Annotated in this window: 25 protein-coding genes; 11 read left to right on the top strand and 14 right to left on the bottom strand. The window is 56.9% G+C overall.

Translation table 11 applies throughout. The annotated features are described in order from the left end of the window. Positions 1–2 precede the first annotated feature (2 nt). Positions 3–3,779, bottom strand: coding sequence for an autotransporter assembly complex protein TamB (gene tamB / locus PGR09_RS19695; RefSeq protein WP_047078405.1), 3,777 nt, complete (start codon positions 3,777–3,779; stop codon positions 3–5). Beyond that, on the bottom strand, positions 3,776–5,509 hold the full coding sequence (tamA, locus tag PGR09_RS19690) for an autotransporter assembly complex protein TamA (protein WP_045396922.1): 1,734 nt from the start codon (positions 5,507–5,509) through the stop codon (positions 3,776–3,778). The genes tamB and tamA overlap by 4 nt, the downstream gene beginning before the upstream one ends. 202 nt (positions 5,510–5,711) lie before the next feature. Between tamA and msrA the strand changes: the two genes are divergently transcribed. Both msrA and PGR09_RS19680 read left to right on the top strand, forming a co-directional pair. After that, a complete protein-coding gene (gene msrA / locus PGR09_RS19685) occupies positions 5,712–6,350 on the top strand; it encodes a peptide-methionine (S)-S-oxide reductase MsrA (RefSeq protein ID WP_320482885.1) in 639 nt (212 codons plus the stop codon). Positions 6,351–6,531: 181 nt separating this feature from the next. After that, a complete protein-coding gene (locus tag PGR09_RS19680) occupies positions 6,532–7,884 on the top strand; it encodes a hemolysin family protein (RefSeq protein WP_045411099.1) in 1,353 nt (450 codons plus the stop codon). A 63-nt stretch (positions 7,885–7,947) separates the two neighbouring features. On the opposite strand, the gene PGR09_RS19675 is transcribed toward PGR09_RS19680, so the two are convergent. Then, a complete protein-coding gene (locus PGR09_RS19675; RefSeq protein WP_015368594.1) occupies positions 7,948–8,154 on the bottom strand; it encodes a DUF1107 domain-containing protein in 207 nt (68 codons plus the stop codon). A 319-nt stretch (positions 8,155–8,473) separates the two neighbouring features. Here PGR09_RS19675 and PGR09_RS19670 point away from each other — a divergent pair, with 319 nt between their 5' ends. Then, positions 8,474–9,031 (top strand): YtfJ family protein, encoded by a 558-nt coding sequence (locus PGR09_RS19670; protein WP_045396912.1) that lies wholly within the window; start codon positions 8,474–8,476, stop codon positions 9,029–9,031. Here PGR09_RS19670 and cysQ read toward each other — a convergent pair. Next, on the bottom strand, positions 9,021–9,764 hold the full coding sequence (cysQ, locus tag PGR09_RS19665; protein ID WP_015704189.1) for a 3'(2'),5'-bisphosphate nucleotidase CysQ: 744 nt from the start codon (positions 9,762–9,764) through the stop codon (positions 9,021–9,023). The genes PGR09_RS19670 and cysQ overlap by 11 nt on opposite strands. A 191-nt stretch (positions 9,765–9,955) precedes the next feature. Between cysQ and cpdB the strand changes: the two genes are divergently transcribed. Next, on the top strand, positions 9,956–11,899 hold the full coding sequence (cpdB, locus tag PGR09_RS19660; protein WP_430916440.1) for a 2',3'-cyclic-nucleotide 2'-phosphodiesterase: 1,944 nt from the start codon (positions 9,956–9,958) through the stop codon (positions 11,897–11,899). A gap of 789 nt (positions 11,900–12,688) precedes the next feature. Here the strand turns inward: cpdB and PGR09_RS19655 are convergent. Further along, positions 12,689–13,060 (bottom strand): winged helix-turn-helix transcriptional regulator, encoded by a 372-nt coding sequence (locus PGR09_RS19655; protein ID WP_430916439.1) that lies wholly within the window; start codon positions 13,058–13,060, stop codon positions 12,689–12,691. An 89-nt stretch (positions 13,061–13,149) separates the two neighbouring features. Between PGR09_RS19655 and PGR09_RS19650 the strand changes: the two genes are divergently transcribed. From PGR09_RS19650 to ytfE, 4 genes are all read left to right on the top strand, one after another. After that, the gene (locus PGR09_RS19650) at positions 13,150–13,998 is read left to right on the top strand and encodes an SDR family oxidoreductase (protein WP_430916438.1); all 849 of its coding nucleotides are present in this window, start codon (positions 13,150–13,152) and stop codon (positions 13,996–13,998) included. A gap of 80 nt (positions 13,999–14,078) precedes the next feature. Then, positions 14,079–14,903 carry an AraC family transcriptional regulator gene (locus PGR09_RS19645; protein ID WP_032709687.1) on the top strand — a complete coding sequence of 275 codons (825 nt, stop codon included), beginning with the start codon at positions 14,079–14,081 and terminating at the stop codon, positions 14,901–14,903. Between the two features lie 76 nt (positions 14,904–14,979). Further along, on the top strand, positions 14,980–15,954 hold the full coding sequence (locus PGR09_RS19640; protein WP_430916463.1) for a DMT family transporter: 975 nt from the start codon (positions 14,980–14,982) through the stop codon (positions 15,952–15,954). 82 nt (positions 15,955–16,036) lie between these two features. Further along, on the top strand, positions 16,037–16,702 hold the full coding sequence (ytfE, locus tag PGR09_RS19635) for an iron-sulfur cluster repair protein YtfE (RefSeq protein ID WP_045396903.1): 666 nt from the start codon (positions 16,037–16,039) through the stop codon (positions 16,700–16,702). Between the two features lie 64 nt (positions 16,703–16,766). Here ytfE and cycA read toward each other — a convergent pair whose 3' ends face one another. Together cycA and fklB are read right to left on the bottom strand one after the other, a co-directional pair. Continuing rightward, positions 16,767–18,170 (bottom strand): D-serine/D-alanine/glycine transporter, encoded by a 1,404-nt coding sequence (gene cycA / locus PGR09_RS19630; protein ID WP_015368603.1) that lies wholly within the window; start codon positions 18,168–18,170, stop codon positions 16,767–16,769. Positions 18,171–18,478: 308 nt separating this feature from the next. Then, positions 18,479–19,099, bottom strand: a complete 621-nt coding sequence (fklB, locus tag PGR09_RS19625; protein ID WP_002886687.1) for an FKBP-type peptidyl-prolyl cis-trans isomerase — start codon at positions 19,097–19,099, stop codon at positions 18,479–18,481. A gap of 209 nt (positions 19,100–19,308) precedes the next feature. Here fklB and PGR09_RS19620 point away from each other — a divergent pair, with 209 nt between their 5' ends. Next, positions 19,309–19,980 (top strand): LysM-like peptidoglycan-binding domain-containing protein, encoded by a 672-nt coding sequence (locus PGR09_RS19620; protein WP_047046269.1) that lies wholly within the window; start codon positions 19,309–19,311, stop codon positions 19,978–19,980. 32 nt (positions 19,981–20,012) lie between these two features. Here the strand turns inward: PGR09_RS19620 and PGR09_RS19615 are convergent, their stop codons facing one another. The 5 genes from PGR09_RS19615 to rpsF form a co-directional block, all read right to left on the bottom strand. Then, entirely contained in the window at positions 20,013–20,948 is a 936-nt protein-coding gene (locus tag PGR09_RS19615; RefSeq protein WP_047046271.1) for a DMT family transporter, read from the bottom strand. Between the two features lie 145 nt (positions 20,949–21,093). After that, the gene (gene rplI, locus PGR09_RS19610) at positions 21,094–21,543 is read right to left on the bottom strand and encodes a 50S ribosomal protein L9 (protein ID WP_015368607.1); all 450 of its coding nucleotides are present in this window, start codon (positions 21,541–21,543) and stop codon (positions 21,094–21,096) included. Positions 21,544–21,584: 41 nt separating this feature from the next. Then, entirely contained in the window at positions 21,585–21,812 is a 228-nt protein-coding gene (rpsR, locus tag PGR09_RS19605; RefSeq protein WP_000135199.1) for a 30S ribosomal protein S18, read from the bottom strand. Between the two features lie 4 nt (positions 21,813–21,816). Next, positions 21,817–22,131 (bottom strand): primosomal replication protein N, encoded by a 315-nt coding sequence (gene priB, locus PGR09_RS19600; protein WP_015704181.1) that lies wholly within the window; start codon positions 22,129–22,131, stop codon positions 21,817–21,819. Between the two features lie 5 nt (positions 22,132–22,136). After that, positions 22,137–22,532, bottom strand: coding sequence for a 30S ribosomal protein S6 (rpsF, locus tag PGR09_RS19595; protein WP_004098001.1), 396 nt, complete (start codon positions 22,530–22,532; stop codon positions 22,137–22,139). A gap of 339 nt (positions 22,533–22,871) precedes the next feature. Between rpsF and PGR09_RS19590 the strand changes: the two genes are divergently transcribed. Further along, on the top strand, positions 22,872–23,147 hold the full coding sequence (locus PGR09_RS19590) for a DUF1471 domain-containing protein (RefSeq protein ID WP_045396896.1): 276 nt from the start codon (positions 22,872–22,874) through the stop codon (positions 23,145–23,147). Positions 23,148–23,295: 148 nt separating this feature from the next. Continuing rightward, positions 23,296–24,489 (top strand): MFS transporter, encoded by a 1,194-nt coding sequence (locus tag PGR09_RS19585; protein WP_213797771.1) that lies wholly within the window; start codon positions 23,296–23,298, stop codon positions 24,487–24,489. A gap of 61 nt (positions 24,490–24,550) precedes the next feature. On the opposite strand, the gene PGR09_RS19580 is transcribed toward PGR09_RS19585, so the two are convergent. Both PGR09_RS19580 and PGR09_RS19575 read right to left on the bottom strand, forming a co-directional pair. Next, complete coding sequence (locus tag PGR09_RS19580; protein ID WP_015704178.1) at positions 24,551–25,237, bottom strand: L-ribulose-5-phosphate 4-epimerase; 687 nt, start codon at positions 25,235–25,237, stop codon at positions 24,551–24,553. Then, the gene (locus tag PGR09_RS19575; RefSeq protein ID WP_430916437.1) at positions 25,237–26,091 is read right to left on the bottom strand and encodes an L-ribulose-5-phosphate 3-epimerase; all 855 of its coding nucleotides are present in this window, start codon (positions 26,089–26,091) and stop codon (positions 25,237–25,239) included. Before PGR09_RS19575 ends, PGR09_RS19580 begins: the two co-directional genes overlap by 1 nt. Position 26,092: the final 1 nt, after the last annotated feature.

Here is a 26,092-nt window from a genome sequence, read left to right as displayed (position 1 = left end):
TGCTAAAACTCAAACTGATAGAGCAAATCGAGAGCCTGGTCTACGCCAGACACCGCTTCCATATATAGCTTAGGCATCAGGCGATAACGCAGGGTAAGCGTCGCCAAAGAGTCGAAGATGCCGACGCCGTATTTTACCTGAAGACCCGGCAGCACATAGCCGCTGACCACCACCTGGGAGGAGTCGCCTACCCCCTGGGTATCCAGCGCCAAATTGCTTACGCCAAACGTCTCGCCGATTTTACCCACAACCTGACCACTTTGTGCAACCCCCATTCCAATAAGCATTGAGGTCATCGCCGCACTATCGCTCTGTTCGCTGCCTAAACCCTGGCCGCGCAGCAGATATGAAAGCGCTTCCTGCTGGGACATTGCCGGGTCGGAGAAGATCTCGGCCTTCGGCTGATCGGCAGAACCGGTGACGCGAACGCCGGCGATCACGTCGTCTTCTGTGGCTTCCGGGTTACGAATCGCTTCGATATTAAGCAGCGGCTGATCCGGCGGCCCGGAGAACAGCAGCTCGCCTTTACGCACGATCAGGTCCTGACCGTAAGCGTGGAAACGGCCTTCCGGAATATTAATCTGGCCGTTGAGCCCCAGCCCCTGCTTATCCTGCGCCACTTTCAGATCGCCGGTCAGACGCGCTTTCAGGCCGAAAGCGTCCAGACGCACGTTGTTGCCGACGTGAATCGTCAGGTTGCTGTTGATCGGAATACCGGCGCTCTGCGGCTTAATCGGTTTCAGATCTTTATCCAGCATCACCTCATCGGAAGAGACGCCCACCGCGCTCTCCGGCACCTCGTTCACGACGATGCGCGCCCACGGTACGTCGACGCGGCCATCGAGGTTAAACAGGCTTGGCGTCGCGGTAAACACCACATCCGGAGAAACATCCAGGCGGACCATCGGCGGCACGGTAATGCGCACCCGGCTGCCCTTCGCCGCAATCTGCGCGCGCCAGTTATCGATTTGCGTCCAGTCGGCGTTGCCGCTCAGCGCAATCTGTCCCTGTTTGGTATTCACCGTCCCCTGCAGGGTCGAGCGAGTCCCGTTGAAGTTCATCGCCAGCTGGCTCGGCTGCATATCAAACGGCATAAAGTTGCCGTCGATATCGACGCCGCTCAACTGCATCTGGCCAAACAGCTGCGGGCTCTGCAGATTACCGCCCAGACGCAGACGGGCATTAAGCTTGCCTTCCGCTTTCTCGCCGCGAGCGAAGATCGGGTTAATCATCGCCAGCGAGAAGTTGCTGATGTTGACGTTGCCGCCAAGGTTACGCCGCCCCTGCGGGTCGGTCACTTCCACCTGGCCATCAAGCTGGCCGTTGTTGGTCAGACGTATCAGCCAGCCCAACTGCGCCCGGTTGTTATGCAGGTCGGCGCTGAGGTTAAGCGTATCGAACGCCACCGGCAGCGGCGCGTCGTTGACCGTCTGGGTGACTTTGACGTTGCGCCCGCTGAGGGTGACTTTGCCCTGCGGCAGCCCCTCTTTGGTAGTATCCCAGCTCACATCGGCGTTACCGCTAAACACGCCGCTTGCCTGGGTCGCGTCCGGCATAAACGGCTTCAGCATCGCCAGATCGAAACGGTTGAGATTGACCACCGCGCGCCCGCTGGCGCCGGCATCAATGGTCTGCGGTACGCACAGCTCGGCGTTCGGGTTGCTCCAGCAGTGCGGCCCGATGCTGATTTTCTGTTCCTGATTACGATAATCCAGCGCGATGTTGCGCGTCAGCGCTACCGGCCCGACCGGCGTCTGGAAACGGGTATTGCTCAGGGTGCCCTTCCAGCGCTCCTCTTTACGATCGAAGCTGCCCGCCAGCGTCAACTGGCCCGACACCGGCTCGCCCTGTACGCGCAGCTGTAAATCATGCTGCTTCTCGGTACCTTTGGCATTCAGCTGCACCAAGCTGATGTTGACGCCCGGCTGGCTGATGCGATCGACGCGTACGTCAAGATTACCGCCAATCTGATCGCTGGACTTCACGTCGCCTTTGACGTTGACCTGGGCCACCGTCAGTTCCTGCCAGCGTAAAGCGCGGGCGGTGATATCCGCCAGCAGCTGCGGCGCGTCGATGGTGCCGCGCACCTTCAGCAGACCTTTCGCCGTGCCGCCAAGCCCCGGCAGCGCATTGTCGAGATGCGGCGCGTCGATGGTGGCGTCAAGGTTGAGGTCTTTCACCCCCAGCTCGCCTTTCACATCGGCGCTGTTTGGGCCAAGCGCCAGATGCAGTCCCGGCACTTTCCACTGCATATAGCTGTTACCCTGCAGCGAACCGTGAACATCCACTTTATTCTGCTTCACGTTGCCGGTAATTTTCAGCTCGGGAACCGCCATCTGCCAACTGCTGCCGTACAGGCTACCCTGGGTTTTGATAATCCCGTTCAGCTTCGACGGCCAGTCCGGCACCTCTTTGGCGGTATTAATGCCATCGAGCGTCAATTCACCGCGCCAGCTGATCGCCTGCTGCCAGTCGAGCAACGCTTTCAGTTCGGTTTTCCCCTCCAGCGCCGCCACGGTCAGCTTATCGATATTTACCTGCTGTTCGTTGCCTTTAGCATTAAGGGTAATTTTAGCCGGCGGCAGCGACTGCCCTTTGACCGCGGTACTGAACGCCATGGTGTAGTCGGTCATTTTGCCGCTGAATTTCAGCTGCAGATCATCCGCCTGGAACTGTTTCTCGCCGGTAAACGGCCAGTACAGCTGTTTACTTTTCACTTCCATATTCAGCGGCAGACCAGCTTCCGCCAGCTGCGCTTCGGCGCGCAGGGTCATGGCCACCGAGCCGGCTAAATCCACGCCGACCTGCAGTTTTTTACGCAGCTCGCCGCCTACTTTCAGCTTCACCTTCTCGCCTTTCAGCGGGTCGATGTTCAGCGTGCTGTCGAGGGTGATATCGACCGGCCAGTTATCCTGCAGTTGCGCGGTGCCGGAAGCGGTAACCTTGCCCTGGTCGGAATCGACGTCCAGCGCATCGAGCTTCATCTGCCCGTCGATGCTGCTGACCTTCAGCAGCAGGCTGTAGACGGTCATATCGGTGTCGCCAGTCAGGCGCAGCTGTTCGCCGCGGAACTCCTGAATATTAAGATTCAGCGGCAGATGCACATCGACCATTTCCGGCAGCACCGGCTGCGAGAACAGATCTTTCATCGTCTCGCCGAGCGGCTTCTCTTCCGGTTTCGGATGGTCGATTTTCGGCTCCACGACCTGCTCCTGCGCCACTTTCGCCACCTTCGGCAGGGCGATGAGCAAGCCCTGGAGCGAAGTCGGCGTCAGGGTCAGGTTTTTCTCCTGCCAGTTCAGGCCGGTGGAGAAATCGCGCAGCGAAACGGCGGTGTCGTCGATTTTGACATTGACGTTATGCAGCGCCACGCGGCTGAGGGTAATAGGATATGGCGTCGACAGGTTCAGCGGGCCGGAATCTTCTTCCTCTACCGGCGTCGAAGGCGGCATCTTTTTGGTATCGATAGCGACGTAGATATCGCGCAGCGAGATATCATTAACGCACAGGCTGCTATCCCACAGACAGCGCAACTTGACGCCGAGATGGAACTGGCCGGCCGTCACCGCCACGCCCGGCTGTTCGAAGCGTACGTTCTGTAAGGTCAGGTCGCGCCAGCCGCCGGTGACCTTGCCAATCTCCAGTCCCGGCACCCAGCGGTCCGCCGCTTTCAGTACCAGATGCAAACCGGTAGTGGTGCCGACTAAAAAGCCGACCGCGCCAATCAGCAGCACTAAAAAGAGTAATACGCCGAGGCTTATCTTCTTCCATAAACTCATAATTCAGGCCCCAGACCGATGTAAAACTGTAAACCGTGTTCTTCTTTGTCGCCGATGGGTCGGGCGATATCCAGCTTGATCGGCCCAACCGGCGACTGCCAGCGCACGCCGACGCCCGCGCCGGTTTTAAAATCGCTTTTACGGATATCGCTCACCGCTTCGCCGCTATCGATAAACGCCGCGCCCCACCATTTTCCGGTGACGTTGTATTGATACTCCAGCGAGCCTGTCGCCAGCTTTGACGCACCGATCAGCTTGCCGTCGTCGTCTTTCGGCGAGATCGACTTGTATTTATAACCACGAATGCTGCGGTCGCCACCGGCGAAGAAACGCAGATCCGGCGGGACTTTGCTGAAGTCATCGGCTTCAATCCAGCCGAGGTTGCCGCGCACCACGAAGCGGTGGCGGTCATAGAGGGTGCGGATCCACACGTCCTGCGCCTGCATGACGATAAAGTTAATGTCCGAGCCCCACATGGTGTTGGAGTAGTCCACCGAATAGCGCTGGGAATCGCCCCAGGTCGGCATCAGGCCGCCGCGGGAACGGGTGCGGTTTACCGAGACCCCGGGATAAAGCAGCATGGTGGTATTGGTGACGTTGGCCTGGGTAAAGTGGTCCAGACTCCAGCGCAGGTTAATCGCGCGCTGCCAGCCGCTCGACATCTCCCAATAGCGCGACAGCGCCAGGGTGGTGGAGTCGGCCTTGGTATCGTTAAGGTCGGTACGCTTAAAACCGCCCTGCATCAGGTAATACTGCTCAAGCGGGCTTTTTAACAGCGGGACTTTGTAGCTGAAATCGAGCTGTTGTTCCGGCGCGGAGAGGCTGACGCTGGAGGTCAGGCTGTGGCCGTAGGAGTTCATCCACGGCTTTTTCCACGTTGCTTTCACTCGCGGTCCGACGTCTGTCGAATAACCGATCCCGGTTTCCACGGTGTTCTCTTTGCGTGGCGAAACGACGCCCTGCAGAGGCAGCACCTTGGTTTTACGTGATTTATCAAACTGCGGCGCGACGACCACCGAGTTAAACCAGCCGGTCGCCGCCAGGCGGCGGTTCAGCTCCGCCAAATCCTGTGAGGTGTAATAATCACCCTGTTTAAAGGGCACCAGGTTTTGCAGGTACTCTTCGCGGATCTGCGAACCGGTAAAACTTACCGGGCCAAAGCGGTAACGCTCGCCGCTGTTGTAATCGATGTCCCAGAAAGCCTGATGGCGATCGAGCGATACGCCAAGCTGGCTTTTATTGAACTCGCTATCGAAATAGCCTTTGCGCAGCGCCACCTTGGTGAGCGAGCTCTTGAAGCCGTCATAGTCGCTGTGATTGAGCACCGTGCCAATTGCCGGACGCGTTTTCAGCAGATCCAGGTAATCGTGGTCGGTGCGCGCGCCGCCGCGCAGGATCACCTCGGTACCGCCAATGCGCACCGGCTCGCCGGGAGTTACTTTGGCAATCAGTACCTGGCGCCCTTTCTTGGGCGGCGGACGTAGATCGAAATCGATGGTGGGTTCATAGTAACCCAGCGCTTTCAGCCCCTCGCGGATGGCGTCATCGACGCGCGCGCGAAAACGACGGTCCGGCGTGACTTCATCGCTCTGGATCGTGGATAGTTGGGCGCGGACGTTTTTTTCCAGTTCCCCGGATAACCCCTCAACCTGCAAACGCACATTCGCTGCGCTGGCGACCCCGCTGACCAGCAAAAGGCTGGTAACGCATATCTGGCGGATTTGTTGCACGTGTTCTCCTGAATATCCTTGTTTCCCCCCGAAGGAAACGCAAGTGCCGCTCCACGGCTTAACAAAACCCTAACAACTAAGGGTTGAAAAAGTGACGGTAACCCAAATAATTCTTATGTTTAAATTTAGACGTATTGAGCGTGTTTATTGTCTAAAAAGATACGCGACGTTACAACCTTAACCACAAATTGCGAGGCCAACCGTGAGTCTATTTGATAAAACGCATCTTGTCGCCCAGGCGGATGCGCTGCCGGGGCGCAACACGCCGATGCCGGTAGCAACGCTCCACGCCGTTAACGGCCACTCAATGACCAACGTTCCTGAAGGAATGGAGGTAGCGCTGTTCGCGATGGGCTGCTTCTGGGGCGTCGAGCGTCTGTTCTGGCAATTGCCGGGGGTCTACAGCACCGCGGCGGGCTATACCGGCGGTTACACGCCAAACCCGACCTATCGTGAAGTGTGCAGCGGCGAGACCGGGCACGCGGAAGCGGTGCGCGTGGTATATGACCCGCAGGTCATCAGCTATGAGCAGCTGCTGCAGGTTTTCTGGGAGAATCACGACCCGGCGCAAGGGATGCAGCAGGGTAACGACCACGGCACGCAGTACCGTTCGGCTATCTACCCGCTGACGCCGGAGCAGCTTGAAGCGGCGCAGGCTAGTCTGGAGCGCTTCCAGAAGGCGATGCGCGACGCCAACGATACCCGCGAGATCACCACCGAGATCGCCACGGCAAAACCGTTCTACTACGCCGAGGACGATCATCAGCAGTACCTGCACAAAAACCCGTACGGCTACTGCGGTATCGGCGGGATTGGCGTTTGCCTCCCCCCGCAGGCGTAATCCTGAAGAATAAGGCCGCTGGCGCGAATAATTATCGCTCTGGTGGCTTTACAGACATTTACGCTATACTACGCTGTGTCATAGCCGGTCCAGCGCCTTCGGACCGGTTTTTTATGTATTCCACATTAAAAGAGTTATCCACTTCCCTTCCGAGGATCTGGCCTCAACGGTCAGAAAAGATATGTTAAACAGTATTTTAGTAATACTTTTCCTTATTGCCGTCAGTGCGTTTTTTTCGATCTCTGAAATCTCACTGGCCGCATCGCGTAAAATCAAACTCAAATTGCTGGCTGATGAAGGCAATGTGAACGCGCAGCGCGTTCTCAAAATGCAGGAAAACCCCGGCACCTTCTTCACCGTCGTGCAGATCGGCCTCAACGCCGTGGCCATTCTGGGTGGTATCGTCGGCGACGCCGCCTTTTCCCCTGCTTTCCACAGCGTGCTGAGCCGCTACATGTCGCCGGAGCTTTCCGAGCAGCTGAGCTTTATTTTCTCCTTCACCCTGGTCACCAGCTTGTTCATCCTGTTTGCTGACCTGACGCCGAAACGCATCGGTATGATTGCGCCAGAAGCCGTGGCTTTGCGCATCATCAACCCGATGCGCTTCTGTTTACTGGTCTTCCGCCCGCTGGTGTGGCTGTTTAACGGCATGGCGAACAACATCTTCCGTCTGTTTAAAATCCCGATGGTGCGTAAAGACGACATCACCTCCGATGATATCTACGCGGTGGTGGAGGCCGGCGCGCTGGCCGGGGTGCTGCGTAAACAGGAACACGAATTAATTGAAAACGTCTTTGAGCTGGAATCCCGTACCGTTCCCTCTTCAATGACGCCGCGCGAAAACGTGATCTGGTTCGATCTGCACGAAGACGAGCAGAGCCTGAAGAATAAAGTGGCGGAGCATCCGCACTCCAAGTTCCTGGTGTGTAACGAAGATATCGATCACATCATCGGCTACGTCGATTCCAAAGACCTGCTGAACCGCGTGCTGGCAAACCAGAGCCTGGTGTTAACCGGCGGCGTGCAGATCCGCAATACGCTGATCGTGCCGGATACCCTGACGCTCTCTGAAGCGCTGGAAAGCTTTAAAACCGCCGGCGAAGACTTCGCGGTGATCATGAACGAATACGCGCTGGTGGTAGGGATCATCACCCTCAACGACGTCATGACCACCCTGATGGGCGACCTGGTCGGCCAGGGGCTGGAAGAACAAATTGTCGCCCGCGATGAGAACTCATGGCTGATTGACGGCGGTACGCCAATCGATGACGTAATGCGCGTGCTCGATATCGATGAGTTCCCGCAGTCCGATAATTACGAGACTATCGGCGGCTTTATGATGTTTATGCTGCGCAAGATCCCGAAACGCACCGATGCGGTGAAGTTCTCCGGCTACAAGTTTGAAGTGGTGGATATCGATAACTACCGTATCGACCAGCTGCTGGTCACCCGTATCGATAACAAACCAACGGTGCTGGTACCGAAACTGCCTGATGTCGAAGACGCGGCGAAAAAAGAGAAAGGTGCGGCGTAAGCGGCCCTGAAAACATCAACGGCTCCCATCGGGAGCCGTTTTTTTTCGTGCCGTCATACCACGTTATGCGGTCTCTGTTTGCAGACGCATAACCTGACGATTGACCTCGGACATCACTGAGAAGTGCAGCTTGTCCTTAACCTTCGGGATAAGGATTTTGCCCTTATCAAATTCAAAAGCGCCAACGTCCTTGATGTACAACCGTCCACGAAACAGGATCTTCACGTACTTCGCCACTTGTAGCGGATTGTAGCGTTGGAAAATTTTCATTGTTGTCTCCTGCCAGGGTTACGCTCCTGCGGTGCCACAGTTAGCCCGCGTATCGGGAGCGCAAATTTTAATGCCCTAAAACTATAGTCCAGATTTCCGAAGTCACCCAGTCTGTAGAAGTTTTTTTACCCTTTGATGACAATAATTCAGAATTTTCGTTTCAGGCATACGTAGTTGTTAGTATAAGTTTCCGTTTTTTATTGAATGTGTGCGTTAGCACGCAAACTGGCATCACGCTTGCGGGTAATGGCGACAATTCGCACTTATCATTAAACAAGACCAAGTGGTCGGATCACCTGCATATAAAAAAGGATATCTCATGACCCTACGTAAGTTGCTGGCGGTTTCCGCCCTCCTGTTGCCGTTAATGGCTTCGGCACATAATTTTGTCGACGGTCAACGCGTCGCGCCGGTAGGCATCGCCGACCGCGGAGAACTGGTACTGAGTAACGATAAGTTTAGCTACAAAAACTGGAATAGCTCGCAGCTGGCGGGAAAAGTGCGCGTCATCCAGCATATTGCCGGGCGCACCTCGGCAAAAGAGAAGAATGCCAATCTGATTGAGGCGATTAAGGCGGCTGGCCTGCCGCACGACCGCTACCAGACCACCACCATCGTCAATACCGATGACGCGATCCCCGGTTCCGGAATGTTCGTGCGCAGCAGCATTGAGAGCAATAAACAGCTCTATCCGTGGTCGCAGTTTATCGTCGACAGCAACGGTCTCGCACGCAAAGCCTGGCAGCTCGATGAAGGCAGTTCGGCGATTGTGGTGTTAGACAAAGACGGACGCGTTCAGTGGGCAAAAGACGGCGCGCTGACCCAGCAAGAGGTACAGCAGGTCGTCGACCTGCTGCATAAGTTGCTTAATAAATAGAGACGCGGAAGCCGGGGTTGAGGAAGGATTCACGCGGCGTGTAGTCGAGGGTTTTACCCTGCCAGTCGTGAACGTGCGCCCCGGCGGCTACCGCGACCGCATGACCGGCGGCGGTATCCCAGGTGCTGGTCGGCCCGAAGCGCGGATAGAGCTGCGCCTGACCTTCCGCCACCAGGCAGAATTTCAGCGACGAACCGATTGAGGTGGTCTGGTGCTCGCCCAGTTGCTCCAGATACTCCTGCAGTTCCGGGTCATTACCGTGGGAGCGGCTAATCACCACCAGCGGCGGGCGAGCATCGCGAACCTGAATCTGCTTGCGCACGCCGCACTCTTCTTTCCACGCCTTGCCATTTTGCGCGCTGTACATCACTTTCATCACCGGCGCGTACACCACGCCCAGCGTCGGTTTGCCGTTTTCAATCAGCGCGATATTGACGGTGAATTCACCGTTGCGCTTAATAAATTCTTTGGTGCCGTCCAGCGGGTCCACCAGCCAGTAGCGCTGCCAGTGCTGCCGCACTTCCCACGCCGGCGGATCTTCTTCCGACAGGATGGGGATTGCTGCATCCAGCGCCTGCAGGCCGCTGACAATGACTTTATGCGCGGCGATATCCGCCGCGGTAACGGGAGAATCATCCTTTTTGCTGCTCACATCCATCGGCTGGTTCCCATCGTAGACATCCATGATGGCATCGCCCGCGGTCCGTGCAAGCTGACATACTTGTTCTAACATTCTCCACCTCTTCTGGTTACAGTGGCGTTAACTCGTTGTTTTATTTATATCGCATCATCACCAGTTCCGCTATCTGTGATAACACTAGCGGTTTCCATTCACGCTTTTCTGGCAGAATTCACAATTCTGTAAGCAACAGAATGTAAATACATTTTCTTTTGTGCCATTGCTCATAAAAAAGGACGCCTCTGATGATTAAGTTTAGCGCAACGCTGCTGGCCACGCTGGTGGCGGCCAGCGTCAACGCGGCGACGGTCGACCTGCGGATCATGGAAACCACCGATCTGCACAGCAATATGATGGATTTCGATTACTACAAAGATGCCGCGACGGAAAAATTCGGCCTGGTCAGAACCGCCAGCCTGATTGAAAAAGCCCGCGCGGAAGCGAAAAACAGCGTGCTGGTGGATAACGGCGATGTTATTCAGGGTAGCCCACTGGGCGACTATATGGCGGCAAAAGGACTCAAAGAGGGGGATGTGCACCCGGTTTATAAGGCGATGAACACTCTGAATTACGCCGTCGGCAACCTGGGCAACCATGAATTCAACTACGGTCTCGACTTCCTGCACAAGGCGCTGGCCGGAGCGAAATTCCCCTACGTTAACGCCAACATTATCGATCTCAAAACCGGCAAACCAATGTTTACGCCCTACCTGATTCAGGATACCCAGGTTCAGGATAGCGATGGTCAATCCCATACACTGCGCATCGGCTATATCGGTTTTGTGCCGCCGCAGATCATGACCTGGGATAAAGCCAACCTCAACGGCAAGGTGAAGGTCAACGACATCACTGAAACCGCGCGTAAGTACGTGCCGGAGATGCGCGCGAAAGGCGCTGATGTGGTGGTCGTGGTTGCGCATTCCGGCCTCTCCGCCGACCCCTATCAGGCGATGGCGGAAAACTCGGTCTACTACTTAAGCCAGGTGCCGGGCGTTGACGCCATTATGTTCGGCCACGCCCACGCGGTGTTCCCCGGTAAAGACTTCGCTACCATTAAAGGCGCGGATATCGCCAAAGGTACGCTAAACGGTATTCCGGCGGTGATGCCGGGAATGTGGGGCGATCATCTCGGGGTGGTCGATTTGGTGCTGAATAACGACAGCGGCAAATGGCAAGTAACGCAGGCCAAAGCCGAAGCGCGGCCTATTTACGACCCGGTGGCGAAAAAGTCGCTGGCGGCGGAAGATAGTAAAATGGTGGCGGTGCTGAAAGCCGATCACGACGCCACTCGCGAATTCGTCAGCAAGCCTATCGGCAAGTCCGCCGACAACATGTACAGCTACCTGGCGCTGGTGCAGGACGACCCAACGGTGCAGGTGGTCAACATGGCGCAAAAGGCCTATGTCGAACACTACATCCAGGGCGATCCGGATCTGGCGAAGCTGCCGGTGCTTTCCGCCGCCGCGCCGTTTAAAGTCGGCGGACGTAAAAACGATCCGGCAAGCTTTGTCGAAGTGGAAAAAGGCCAGCTCACCTTCCGTAACGCCGCCGACCTCTATCTCTACCCGAACACGCTGGTGGTGATGAAGGTAAGCGGTAAAGAGGTCAAGGAGTGGCTCGAATGCTCCGCCGGGCAGTTTAATCAGATTGACACCGCCAGCAGCAAACCACAGTCGCTGATTAACTGGGACGGGTTCCGCACCTATAACTTCGACGTGATTGACGGCGTAAACTATCAGATCGACGTGAGTCAACCGGCGCGCTACGACGGCGAGTGCCAGATGATTCACCCGCAGTCAGAGCGCATCAAAGACCTGACCTTTAACGGTAAGCCTATCGATCCGCAGGCCACCTTCCTGGTCGCCACCAATAACTATCGCGCCTACGGCGGCAAATTCGCCGGTACCGGCGACAGCCATATCGCTTTTGCCTCCCCGGACGAAAACCGTTCGGTGCTGGCGGCGTGGATTGGCGCGCAGTCGAAGAAAGATGGCGCGATCCATCCGGCGGCGGATAACAACTGGCGGCTGGCGCCGATCCTCAGCAAAACGCCGCTGGATATTCGCTTTGAGACCTCGCCAGGCGACAAAGCCGCGGCGTTTATCAAAGAGAAAGCGCAGTATCCGATGCGGCAGGTAGCGACCGATGATATCGGCTTCGCTATTTATCAGCTGGATTTGAGTCAGTAATACCTGTTCCCCGGTGGCGCTGCGCTTACCGGGGCTACAAAGCGAAGCTGGCCGGTAGCCCGGATAAGGCGTAAGCCGCTATCCGGGTATAGCTACCCGGTGGCGCTGCGCTTACCGGGGCTACAAAGCGAAGCTGGCCGGTAGCCCGGATAAGGCGCCAGCCGCTATCCGGGTACAGCTCCCCGGTGACGCTGCGCTTACCGGGGCTACAAAGCGAAGCTGGCTGGTAGCCCGGATAAGGCGCCAGCCGCTATCCGGTACAACCCGTACGGCCTGCCGTTAATTTATTCACCATGCTGGCTGAAACTGCCGGTGTTGGTGGCCTCAAAATCGCTGAGACGTTCCCGGAAGGCCGGGGCAGCCCGCATGGATGCGGGCTGAGGGCCGTGTTTTGCACGGACGCTGCCTCGGCCCGACCCGGAGCCTGCCGGGATAAGTCGAAGGCACCACGAAGTGGCGATTTTGGCGGCCAGAGCCCGGGAGTACAGAGGGCGGCGGCGACTGGCCGCCCTCTGTGCGCTCCCCGCGCCATGAGAAACATAACGCAGGAGACAGTTCGGGAGCGCAATGTGCTCTGAATGAATACAAAACAACGGTTTTTCCCGGACCAAAACAGTTGCAAACCGATAACACCGGGTACCCCGGTGGCGCTGTGCTTACCGGGGCTACAAAGCGGAGCTGACTGGTAGCCCGGATAAGGCGCCAGCCGCTATCCGGGTACAGTTCCCCGGTGACGCTACGCTTACCGGGGCTACAAAGCGGAGCTGGCTGGTAGCCCGGGATACATTTTCACTCCCCGTGGTTAGCCAGCACCGCGGGGAGATTCAGCTCGATCCAGTCCGCCAGCGCGGCCACCTTCTCGCTCACCTGCAGGCCGAGCGGCGTCAGGCTATATTCAACATGCGGCGGCACCACCGGATATGAAACACGGTCGATAAAGCCATCCTGTTCCAACGCCTGTAAGGACTGCGCCAGCATCTTTTCACTGACGCCGCCCATTTTGCGCCGCAGATCGCTAAAGCGGTGGGTCCCCTCGCGTAGCGCCACCAGAATCAACACGCCCCAGCGGCTGGTCACGTGTTTTAGCACATCACGCGACGGGCACTGTTCAGCAAACAGATTCCCGCTGCGCAGTTTGTCGCTCAGCGTCGGTTCGGCCATTTTATACTTACCTTTTTGTACGTACTTACTAAAAGTTAGTTAAGGTGTTAGCTTACCACAACTGCCAATGAACACGAAGGAGAAGACCTATGATCGCGATTACCGGCGCTACCGGCCAGCTTGGCCAGCACGTACTGCATGATCTGTTAAAAACCGTTCCCGCCAGCCAGATTGTGGCGATTGTCCGCAACCCGGCAAAGGCGCAAGCGCTCAGCCAGCAGGGCGTCGTCGTGCGCCAGGCCGAGTACGGCGATGAAGCCGCGCTTACCGCCGCGCTGCAAGGGGTTGATAAACTGTTATTAATCTCTTCAAGCGAAGTCGGCCAGCGCGCCGTTCAGCACCGTAACGTCATTAACGCCGCTAAAGCCGCTGGGGTGAAATTTATCGCCTATACCAGCCTGCTGCATGCCGATACCTCACAGCTGGGCCTGGCCGGTGAACATATCGAAACCGAACAAATGCTGGCCGATTCCGGTATTCCTTACGCGCTGCTGCGCAACGGCTGGTATACCGAAAACTATTTGGCCAGCGCGCCGCCAGCGCTGGAACACGGCGTGTTTATCGGCGCCGCCGGCGAAGGTAAAATCGCCTCCGCCACCCGTGCCGATTATGCCGCCGCCGCCGCTCACGTTATCGCCGGTGAGGGCCATGCCGGGAAAGTTTACGAACTGGCGGGAGATAACGCCTGGACCCTGAGCGAACTGGCTGCCGAGCTGAGCAAGCAAAGCGGGAAAAATGTGGTTTATCAAAACCTCAGCGAAGCCGATTTCGCCGCCGCGCTGAAAAACGTCGGCCTACCGGCCGGGCTTGCCGATATGCTGGCGGATTCCGATACCGGCGCGTCGAAAGGCGGACTATTTGACGACAGCCGCACCCTGAGCAAACTGATTGGCCGCCCGACCACGTCGCTTGCCGATAGCGTGAAAGGCATCATCTAATCGCTCCCTGTCAGTTTTTGCGGTTGCTTCCCGGCGCTTCATCTCTAATATTGAAGGGATGAATCGTCGGGAGACACGGCATGCAGGGCGTACCACCACAATTTAGCGATGAAAAAGACCACGCGCGCTTTCGCCATCTCGAACAACTCCCCGGCGTTGAGCTCTATCACGCCCATATTTCCCGCTATGCCTTTGAACCGCATACTCACGAAGCCTTCGGCATCGGCGTGATTGAACAAGGCGCCGAACGCTTTCGCTATCGCGGTAGTCAGCACGTCGCCTCAGCCAATTCCATCGTCACCATGAATCCGGATGAGCTCCATACCGGCGAGGCGGAAACCGCCGAAGGCTGGCGCTACCGGATGATTTATCTGGAGCCGGATCGGCTGGAGGCCTTCACCGGCGTTCGCCACTGGTGGTTCAGCGAGGTCGTGCGCCAGGAGCCGCAGCGCGCCCGGCAAATCGGCCAACTGATTTACGGCCTGTGGCACGCAGACGATCCGCTGGCGCAGCAGGGGATACTGCTCGACCTGGTTGATACCTTCCGCCCGCTGGCTCACCATTCGCCAATGGCGCCGGAAGCGGCGCATCGCTTCGATCGGGTACGCGACTACCTGCACGATAACTATATGCGTGCCGTCAGCCTTGATGAACTGGCGCAGGTCGCGGCGCTCAGCCCCTATCACTTCCAGCGCCAGTTTAAAGCCCACTTTCACGTTACCCCGCACCAGATGCTGATGGCGATTCGCCTGTGGCGCGCCAAGGCGTTTTTGACCCACGGCATGCCCGCCGCCGAAGTGGCCATCGCCGCCGGGTTAACCGACCAATCGCACTTAACCCGCGCCTTCACCCGCCGCTACGGCATTACGCCGGTGCGTTATCAAAAGCAGGTCGCCGGGCGCTAAAGCGCAATCTCATACAATATTCTTTCCCCCACGCCCTTCTACACTTGGCGCAAGCAAACTGAAGATGGATGTCATCATGATTAGCGGCGTGTTGTATGCCCTGCTGGCGGGGTTAATGTGGGGGCTGATTTTCGTCGGCCCGTTGCTGGTGCCGGAATACCCGGCGGTGCTGCAGTCGATGGGGCGCTATCTGGCGCTGGGACTTATCGCCCTGCCGCTGGCGTGGCTCGGCCGCGCGCGTCTACGCCAGCTGAACGGCAAGGACTGGTGGACCGCGCTGGCGCTGACCATGATGGGGAACCTGATTTATTACTTCTGTCTGGCCAGCGCCATTCAGCGCACCGGCGCGCCGGTATCGACGATGATTATCGGCACCCTGCCGGTGGTACTGCCGGTGTGCGCCAACCTGCTTTATAGCCAGCGTGATGGCAAGCTGCCGTGGCGGCGGCTATTTCCGGCGCTAATCTGTATTGCGCTGGGGCTGGTATGCGTCAACGTAGCGGAGCTGCAGCACGGGCTTCCTGATTTCAGCCCGTGGCGCTATGGTTCGGGCATTCTTCTCGCGCTGATCTCCGTCGTCTGCTGGGCGTGGTATGCCCTGCGCAACGCTCGTTGGCTGCGTGAAAACCCGGATAAGCCGCCAATGATGTGGGCTACCGCGCAGGCGTTGGTCACCCTTCCGGTCTCGCTGGTCGGTTATATCGCCGCCTGCGTGTGGCTGCAGAGCCAGCATATCGACTTCCCGCTCCCCTTCGGCCCGCGCCCGGCGGTGTTCATCGTCCTGATGCTGGCGATCGCCGTACTCTGTTCATGGGTCGGCGCACTGTGCTGGAATATTGCCAGCCAGCGTCTGCCGACGGTGATCCTCGGGCCGCTGATCGTCTTCGAGACGCTGGCCGGTTTGCTGTACACCTTCCTTCTCCGCCAGAGCCTGCCGCCGCTGCTGACGCTCAGCGGTATCCTGCTGCTGGTGCTCGGCGTGGTGTCGGCGGTTCGCGCCCGCCCGGATAAACCGGTCCTGCAGGAACTGCGCGTTGAGCCAAAAAAATAGCCTGGTATCCCAAAGGGGTATTCCCATCGATATAAGATGCATTTAATATGCATCTTATATTTTTGATGACGAGGTAATTGCTATGGCTTTCCGTGACCAACCTTTGGGCGAGCTGGCGCTGAGCATCCCGCGCGCCTCCGCACTGTTCCGTCAATACGATATGGATTACTGCTGCGGCGGCAAACAAACCCTGGAGCGCGCGGCGACGCGCAAAGCGCTGGATGTTGCGGCGATTGAAGCCGAGCTGGCGAAACTGGCCGAGCAACCGGTCGAGCGCGACTGGCGCGCCGCGCCGTTCGCCGACATCATCGACCACATCATCGTTCGCTATCATGATCGCCACCGCGAACAGCTGCCGGAATTGATCCTGCAGGCAACCAAGGTTGAACGCGTCCACGCCGATAAACCGAACGTGCCAAAAGGGCTAACCAAATATCTGACCATGCTGCACCAGGAACTCTCCAGCCACATGATGAAAGAGGAGCAGATCCTGTTCCCGATGATCAAGCAGGGCATGGGCGCTCAGGCCGGTGGTCCTATCAGCGTAATGGAAAGCGAGCATGACGAAGCGGGCGAACTGCTGGAAGTGATCAAGCACATCACCCATAACGTGACGCCGCCGCCGGAAGCCTGCACTACCTGGAAAGCGATGTACAACGGCATTAACGAGATGATTGACGACCTGATGGAGCACATCAGTCTGGAAAATAACGTGCTGTTCCCGCGTGCCCTCGCCGGAAAATCATAAAAAAAGGCGCCCGCAGGCGCCCTCTCGACATTGTCAGTTTATTGGCCACTCCGGGTGGCCTTTTTTATTTCGCCAGACGTTTTTTACCGGCAAACAGCCAGCCCGCGCCCAGCAGAACAAACCACAGCGGGGTGACCATCAGCGCTTCGCGGGTATCATCTTCCAGCGTCAACAGCACCAGTACGAAGACGAAGAAGGCCATGCACACCCAGCACATCACTTTACCCAGCGGCATCTTATAGATGGACTTCTCGTGCAGCTGCGGACGCTTTTTACGATAGACCAGATAAGAGCAGAGGATAATGGTCCAGACGAACATGAACAGAATCGCCGACACCGTGGTGATCATGGTGAACGCGGCAATCACGCTCGGGTTGACCATCAGCATTACCACGCCGCCCAGCAGGCACATGCAGGAGAAGGTTAAGCCCTTCGCCGGCACCGCGCGCTTCGACAGCTTGGCGAACATTTTCGGCGCCTGACCTTCCTGCGCCAGACCGAATAGCATACGGCTAGTGGAGAACACTCCGCTGTTAGCGGAAGAGGCGGCGGAAGTCAGTACCACGAAGTTGATCAGGCTGGCGGCAGCCGGCAGACCAACCAGAACAAACAGTTCAACGAACGGACTCTTGCTCGGCACGACGGAGCTCCACGGCGTCACCGACATAATCACAATCAGCGCGAAGACGTAGAACATAATGATACGCAGCGGGATGGAGTTGATCGCCCGCGGCAGCGATTTTTCCGGGTCCTTGGTTTCCGCCGCGGTGGTACCAACCAGCTCAATACCCACGAAGGCGAATACCGCTATCTGGAAGCCGGCAAAGAAACCGCTGAGGCCTTTCGGGAACCAGCCGCCGTCATTCCACAGATGCGCGAATGAGGCTTCGACGCCGGTCGGCGATTTAAAGTGCATCATCACCATCACCAGGCCGACCACAATCAGCGCCACGATGGCGACGATTTTGATCATCGCGAACCAGAACTCCATTTCGCCAAACATCTTCACGGTTGCGAGGTTCAGGCCCAGCAGCAGCAGGATAACCGCTAACGAAGCGACCCAGTCAGAAAGTCCGGGGAACCAGAACTGCGCGTAGGCGGTGATGGCGACAACGTCCGCCATCCCGGTGACCACCCAGCAGAACCAGTAGGTCCAGCCGGTAAAATACCCCGCCCACGGCCCTAACAGGTCGGAGGCGAAGTCACTGAATGATTTATATTCGAGGTTCGACAGCAGTAATTCGCCCATGGCGCGCATGACGAAGAACAGCATAAAACCGATGATCATATAAACAAAAATAATGGATGGCCCGGCGAGACTGATGGTCTTGCCTGACCCCATAAACAGCCCGGTGCCGATCGCCCCGCCGATAGCAATAAGCTGAATATGCCGGTTAGTGAGATTTCGCCGTAGCGATTGTTCAGTCGTCTCCTGCTCGTCGGCAACGACTTTGACCTGATCTACCATGTGATTTTCTTCCTGTTGTACCTGTCTGTGTTGTTCAGGCTCTGTTGGCCTGTCATTTGTCGCAACCCTGGCAAGAGGGTTTATCGATATTAGGTAAGAATCGGAGGGATGAATACTATGATTTAGATATAATGTTAATTTTATGTTTAAAGTGAGTGTTATATCACCAATGTAACGCGAAACAGCTCACAAAAATACACTCAACAAACTTATATGCAATATAAAATTCCAATAAATTTATAACTTAAGGATTTTGCACTATTTTTATTGGCTTCCTCCCCTCTGCGGGAGAGGAAGCCCCCTGGTGCTTAAATAATGTCCAGCAGCTCAACTTCAAAGATAAGAGTGCTGAATGGCGGGATAGAAGCGCCCGCGCCGCGCTCGCCGTAAGCCAGGTTGTGCGGAATGGTCAGTTCCCATTTGGAACCTACCGGCATCAGGGTCAGCGCTTCGATCCAGCCACCGATCACGCCGGTCACCGGGAATTCAGCCGGTTCGCCGCGGGCTACGGAGCTATCGAACACGGTACCGTCGATAAGCTTACCGGTGTAGTGAACGCGTACGCGGTCGGTGCGCGCCGGGATCGGGCCTTCGCCCTGCGTCAGTACGCGGAACTGCAGACCGGATTCAGTGCTGTTCACGCCTTCTTTTTCACGGTTTTCATCGAGGTATTTCTGGCCATCGGCGGCCATCGCCTGGAAGCGCTCGCGACGCACGGCGTCAGCGCGTTCATGGATTTCACGCAGCGCGCGGTGTACGGCTTCAACCGGCACCTGCGGCTGATTGCCTTCCAGCGCATCGGCAATGCCGGCAACCAGCGCTTCCGGCAGCAGCCCCTGCAGGCCGGATTCGCTCAGTTGTTGTCCAACCTGCAAGCCGATACCGTAACTTGCCTGCGCTTCGATAGTGTCAAAAGTCGGGGTTGCCATCTTTGTTCCTTTTTTGGGTGATAAACATCTTGAGAAAAGCGTTCGAAAGCATAACAGCCATAGAGGAATGGGTAAAACTTTGTCGGCGGATGATGACAAATCTCAGCGAAACAGAAACAATAGGCGATATCAGGTTAACCTCTACCTTCAGGACGTTAGCCGTCTATACTCATAAGCAGGATAAAAATATGCGGAGCAGGAGGAAAGCCATGCCCGGGCGCTTTGAACTGACATCTACCCTGGCGAAGATCTGGCACGCCCCGGATCAACTTCGTCTCATGGATCCGCTACCGCCCATGCATCGCCGCGGCATCATCGCCGGCTTCCTGCTGGTGATTATTGGTTTCCTGCTCCCCTCCGGCGATAACAGCACGCCGACCCAGGCAAGCCGTGAAGCCAGTCTCGATTTGCAGTCCCAGTCTCAGCCGCAAGGTTCGGGTAATCAGGCCGTGCCGCTTCCGCCAATCACCAATACGCCGACGGTCAGCGATGCCGATCAGGTTGCGCCTGTGGCGCCTGAAGCCATTCAGGATGAACAGCCTGACCAGCCGCAAACGTCTTCCTCTTCTCAGCCGTATCAACAACCGGCGCAGCAGCAGTCTGCGCCGGGTATTGAACAGCAGTGGCGCACCTACCGGATTGAATCGGGCAAAACGCTGGCGCAACTGTTCCGCGACCACGGTCTGCCAGCCACTGACGTCTACGCCATGGCGCAGGTCGAAGGCGCCGGCAAACCATTAAGCACCTTGCAGAGTGGACAGACGGTGCAAATTCGCCAGAACGCCAACGGCGTCGTCACCGGCCTCACTATTGATACCGGCAACGGCCAGCAGGTGCTGTTCACCCGCCAGTCGAACGGCAGCTTCGTGCGTGCGCGATAAACGCTTCGCTTAGGCCGGGTTGTACGCCCGGCCTAACGCGCCTGGCTTTTGTTCACCCAGCGGATCCCTACACACACCAGGACCAGCGCGATCGCGTACTTCCACTCAAAGATATTCTCGCCAAGAAAGATCGCTGACAGCACCGTCCCGGCCACCGGGATAACAAAGTTAAACGGCGCAATCATACTGACGCGATTGTGCTTGAGCAGCACGCTCCATAGCGCAAAAGCTATCGACGACAGCAAAGTTAAATAGCCAAGGATCATCGCTGCGGTCAGGCTGTGCATCCGTAGCTCCCCGCCGGTCAGATACCCGCCCGCCACCAGCACCAGACCGCCGAAGGCCAGCTGCCAGCCGGTCATCACCGTCGGGTCGACGGTTTGCGAGATGCGCTTGCCGTAGAGCGTCGCCGCCGAGAGGATGAACGCCGCCAGCACGACAAAGCCATCGCCCTGCCAGACAAAATTAAAATCGCCCAATGAGGCGTTGAAGTTCACCAACATCACGCCGACGAAGCCAAGCACGCAGCCGATAGTTTTGTTGTAGCTGAGCCGGTCATTCTGATAGATAAAATGCGCCAGCAGAACGCTGAAGAACGTCCCGGTGGCATTCATGATCGATCCCTTCACTCCGGTGGTGAACGCCAGGCCGACGTAGAAGAAGGCGTACTGGATAGCGGTCTGCGTTAGCCCCAGCATCGCCAGCTGCCCGCACTGGCGGCCATTGAGCCGGGCGATGGGTTTGCGCTGCGCCAGCGCAAACAGCAGCAACAATAAGCCCGCAAACAGAAAGCGATATCCGGCAAAAACAATTTTTGAGGGAACATCATCGGTGGCGATGTGCAGAAGCTCATAGCCGTTTTTTATCGCGGGATAAGAACTGCCCCACAGCAGACAGCATAGCGTCGCGCAGACATAAGCTACTTTTTTATTGGCAAAAATCGAAGGGGTTGGAGAGGAAGCGTCCATTAACTTTACCGGAAATAAAATCGTGTTTTATTTTATTATCCAGAAAGCGGCGAGAATAGCTACCATACCAGATAAAAATCAGGCAGGCGCTAAAAAGCAAAACGCCGGCACAAGGCCGGCGCATCGACGTGAGTTGAGTAAAAAATTACTCAGCTACAACGTTAACAACCAGTTTAGCGAAGACTTCGCTGTGAACCTGGAAGTCTACTTCGTGCTCACCGGTGGTGCGCAGAACGCCGTTCGGCAGGCGAACTTCGCTCTTCGCAACGGCAACGCCAGCTGCAGAAACAGCGTCAGCGATGTCGCGAGTACCGATGGAACCGAACAGTTTACCTTCGTCGCCAGATTTGGACGCGATGGTAACGGTGCCCAGTGCGTTGATTGCTTCAGCACGTGCGTTAGCAGCGGCCAGAACGTCAGCCAGTTTGGCTTCCAGTTCAGCGCGGCGCGCTTCGAAGAACTCAACGTTTTTCTTGGTAGCTGGAACAGCTTTACCCTGTGGTACCAGGAAGTTACGAGCATAGCCCGCTTTAACGTTTACCTGATCACCCAGGCTACCCAGGTTTGCTACTTTATCAAGCAGAATAACTTGCATTACCTTATCCTCTCAAAGTCGTATTAATGGACCGTGACCGATTACTGATGACGATCAGTGTACGGCAGCAGGGACAGGTAGCGTGCGCGTTTGATAGCGCGAGCCAGCTGACGCTGATATTTTGCACGGGTACCGGTGATACGGCTTGGGACAATCTTACCGCTTTCGGTGATGTAGTTTTTCAGCGTAGCGATATCTTTATAGTCGATCTCTTGAACGCCTTCCGCGGTGAAACGGCAGAACTTGCGACGACGGAAATAACGTGCCATATGGCTAGTCTCCAGAATCTATCAATTCAATCTGCTCGGCATGCAGAACCATTTTACTCAAGCCGTTCTTTGCCTTATGGCAACTAATGAACCCTTGAACGGTGACTGCGCTACCGACCGTTATACTGTGAGTAATGGCCTGGTTCTCGTGTCCGCTAATAATAACGGGCATTTGGCACCACGCCTGCCGGTGAAAACCGGCTTCCTCCTGCACAGAACGATGCTCAAGCACGAACTGGCAATGAGGAATTCCTGACGGGCTGACCTTTCGAAGGGGCATCCTGCACACGGTGCCGGACAACACCAGACGGTTGGTCATCAGGATTACTCTTCAGAATCCCCAGCTTCAGAATCATCTGCGGTTTCGTTAGCGAAATCTTCACGACGCTCACGGCGCTCGTCTTTCGCTTTAACCATCGGAGATGCTTCGGTAACAGCGTGCTTAGTACGCATTACCATGCTGCGGATAACGGCGTCGTTGAAGCGGAAGTTAGTTTCCAGCTCATCGATCGCTTCCTGCGGCGCTTCAACGTTCAGCAGAACGTAGTGAGCTTTGTGCAGTTTGTTGATCGGATAAGCCAGCTGACGGCGGCCCCAGTCTTCCAGACGGTGGATCGTACCTTCTGCTGCAGTGATTGCACCAGTGTAACGTTCGATCATGCCCGGAACCTGTTCGCTCTGGTCAGGATGGACCATAAAAACGATTTCGTAATGACGCATCGAATTGCTCCTTACGGATTATTCAGCCTCCTGTCTGGGTCAGCCGCGGCCCATGGAGGCAAGGAACGTGTTAAAGGGCGGCTGAAAAATTGACGCGTCATTCTAATTGCGCCCCCCCAGAAACACAAGCGCATTTGTACAAATAATTCGCACTAAGCGCCAAGCTGGGCTAAGTGGGTGATTTAAAATTAACCAATAAGGAACGCGGCATTTTTTTGAACAACTGCATCAGAAAAGGTCGCTATCAGGCGGCACGCCAGCGATTACAATTTAATCAATAGCCAGACACCAGCAAGAGGAGTCCAGCGTTTTACCCGTACTGTCAGTAAGGAGCGTTCTATGAAAAGCATTATCATCGCCGTAATGGCTGCGCTACTCCTTAGCGCCAACGCGCTGGCAGCCATCAAAATCGATGGGCGTCAGGCTCGCAACATGGACGATGTGCAGAGTCTGGGCGTAATTTATATCAATCATAATATGGCTAGCGAACAAGAGGCCGAACAGGCCCTGAACCAGGAAAGCGATGCCCTGGGAGCGAAGTACTTCCAGCCAATCCTGATTCACGAACCGCAGAGCAATGGCCTTATTCATGCCAGCGCCGCTATTTACCGCTAGCCCAGGTCGATGCTTCGCCTCTCCTCACGAGGGGCGAAGCGAATAACCGATGTAAACGCAATTGAGAATTATTTTCCCAACTGACTTACCAGCGTCATCGCAACCTGATTTAATCATCAATTCACCGTTTGATAATCAGGAGTGATTGATGGTCCCGCGTTTCGCGACCTTAGGTCGTATCCCGAAAGGAGTTTGGGTGCTCGGCGGCGTCAGCCTGCTAATGGATGTCTCGTCAGAGATGATCCACAGCCTGCTCCCGTTGTTTATGGCCACCACGCTCGGCGCCAGCGTCATTATTATCGGTCTTATCGAAGGGCTGGCCGAAGCCACCGCCTTAATTCTCAAAGTCTTCTCCGGCGTCATTAGCGACTACGTGGGCAAACGCAAAGGGCTGGCGCTGCTTGGCTACGGGCTGGGGGCGCTGAGTAAACCGCTGTTTGCCCTCGCGCCGAGCGCCGGGGTGGTATTTAGCGCCCGCATGATCGACCGCGTCGGAAAAGGCATCCGCGGAGCGCCGCGCGATGCGCTGGTCGCCGACGTAACGCCGCCGGAGATCCGTGGCGCGGCCTACGGGCTACGCCAGGCACTGGATACCGTCGGCGCCTTCCTCGGCCCGCTGCTGGCGGTGCTGCTGATGTTTATATGGCATAACGATTTTCACGCTATCTTCTGGGTGGCGGTCATTCCCGCCGTACTATCCATTGCTCTACTGGGCTTTGGCCTGCAGGAGCCGAAATCCGCCATCGCACACAAACGTAGCAATCCGCTGAAGCGCGAAAATCTGAAAAAGCTCTCCGCCGCCTACTGGTGGGTGGTCGCGATTGGCAGCATTTTCACCCTCGCCCGCTTCAGCGAAGCCTTTTTGGTACTGCGCGCCCAGCAGATGGAGATCCCGCTGTTTACTATTCCGCTGGTCATGGTCGCGATGAACCTGGTCTACAGCCTCACGGCTTACCCGTTCGGTAAGCTCTCTGACAGCATGAGCCACAGCAAACTGCTGCAATGGGGGCTGCTGGTGCTGATCCTCGCCGATATCGTGCTGGCGGTCAGCGGCCACTGGAGCACGCTGCTGATCGGCGTCGCGCTGTGGGGGATTCATATGGGGATGACGCAGGGGCTACTGGCGGCGATGGTTGCGCATACCGCGCCGCCGGAACTACGCGGTACGGCATTCGGCATGTTTAACCTGATGAGCGGCCTGGCGCTGCTGCTGGCCAGTACCGGCGCAGGAGTACTGTGGGAAACCTTCGGCGCCGCATCGACGTTTTACGCCGGCGCGATGATTTGCGTGGTCACGCTCATCGGCATGCGCTGTATGCCATCGGCCTATCGTCAGGGTTAAAAACGGCTCCGGGGCCAGACCAGTTGCTTCACCCTGAGGTGAAAGCCCCGGAGCGCGTAGCTTACTTCTGCCCGTAGTAGGCGTCAGGCCCGTGTTTACGCAGAAAATGTTTCTCCATTAGCCAACTGTCGATGGGCTGTAGCTGCGGATTAATGCCGCGGGCGATCCACGCCATTCGCGCCACTTCTTCCATCACCACCGCATTGTGCACCGCCTCATGGGCATCTTTCCCCCAGGAGAACGGCCCATGCTGATAGACCACAATCCCTGGCGTATGTAACGGGTTGGCCTCGCCCAGCGTTTCGATAATCACCTTTCCGGTGTTCAGCTCATAGGCCTCTTCCACCTCCTGTGCGCTGAGCGCCCGGGTACAGGGGATATCGCCGAAGAAGTAGTCCGCGTGGGTGGTGCCTAGCGCCGGGATTGCCAGCCCCGCCTGCGCCCAGGCGGTAGCGTGCGTCGAGTGGGTATGCACCACCCCGCCGAGGCCGGAATAGCGACGATAGAGCGCAAGATGGGTCGCGGTATCGGAAGAGGGACGCCAGCGCCCTTCCACCACGTTGCCCTGCAAATCGACCACCACCATATCATCGACGGTCATTGACTCGTAGGCTACGCCGCTGGGCTTGATCACCACCAGCCCACGCTGCCGGTCGATTGCGCTGACGTTGCCCCAGGTAAAGGTCACCAGCCCGTAACGCGGCAGATCCATATTAGCTGCAAATACCTGCTGTTTAAGTTGCTGCATTATGCCGCCTCCGTCAGGCCCGCGCGCGCCATCCGTGCTTTCACCCAGTCGCGAGCCTTTGCGACTTCCGCCGCCGGGTCATCGGTGGTTTCACTCCACATCTCAATCAGATACGGGCCGCAGTAGCCCGTCTGCTTGAGCGTTTCGAAGCAACGTTCAAAATCGACGACGCCTTCACCGAACGGTACGTTTTTAAAGACGCCGGGCTTCGTATCTTTGACGTGCACCGCCACGATATGCCCCATACCGGCCTGCAGCTCCATCTGTACGTCGTTATCCCACGCCGACAAATTGCCAATGTCCGGATAAAGCTGAAACCATGGATTATTCAGGTAGTGGGCATAACCCAGCGCCTTGCTGATCGAGTTCATCAGCGGATAGTCCATGATCTCCATCGCCAGCGTCACCTGGGCCCGGCTGGCCATCTCGACGCTCTCTTTCAGGCCCTCGCGAAAACGGCGGCGCGTTTCATCGTTCGCCTGCTGATAATAAACGTCGTAGCCCGCCAGCTGGATCACCCGAATCCCCACATCCTGCGCCAGCTGGATGGCTTTACGCATAATTTCCAGCCCCTGATTACGCACCGCGTCATCTTCGCTGCCGAGCGGAAAACGACGATGGGCGCTGAGGCACATCGATGGCACCCGGACGCCGGTTTCGGCTACCGCCTTGACCAGCGCCAGGCGCTGCTCCTGGCTCCAGTCCAGCCGCGCAAGGCGGGTATCGGTTTCATCAAGCGACATTTCAACAAAATCAAAACCCAGCGTTTTCGCCAGCTGTAACCGCTCCAGCCAGCACTCCCCGGCGGGGAGCGCTTTTTCATAGATACCGAGCGGAATGTGTTTCGACAACATA

The sequence above is a fragment of the Klebsiella sp. 141251 genome, from assembly GCF_050600725.1.
Lineage (GTDB): Bacteria > Pseudomonadota > Gammaproteobacteria > Enterobacterales > Enterobacteriaceae > Klebsiella > Klebsiella aerogenes.
This window is presented reverse-complemented; position numbering and strand designations above follow the sequence as displayed.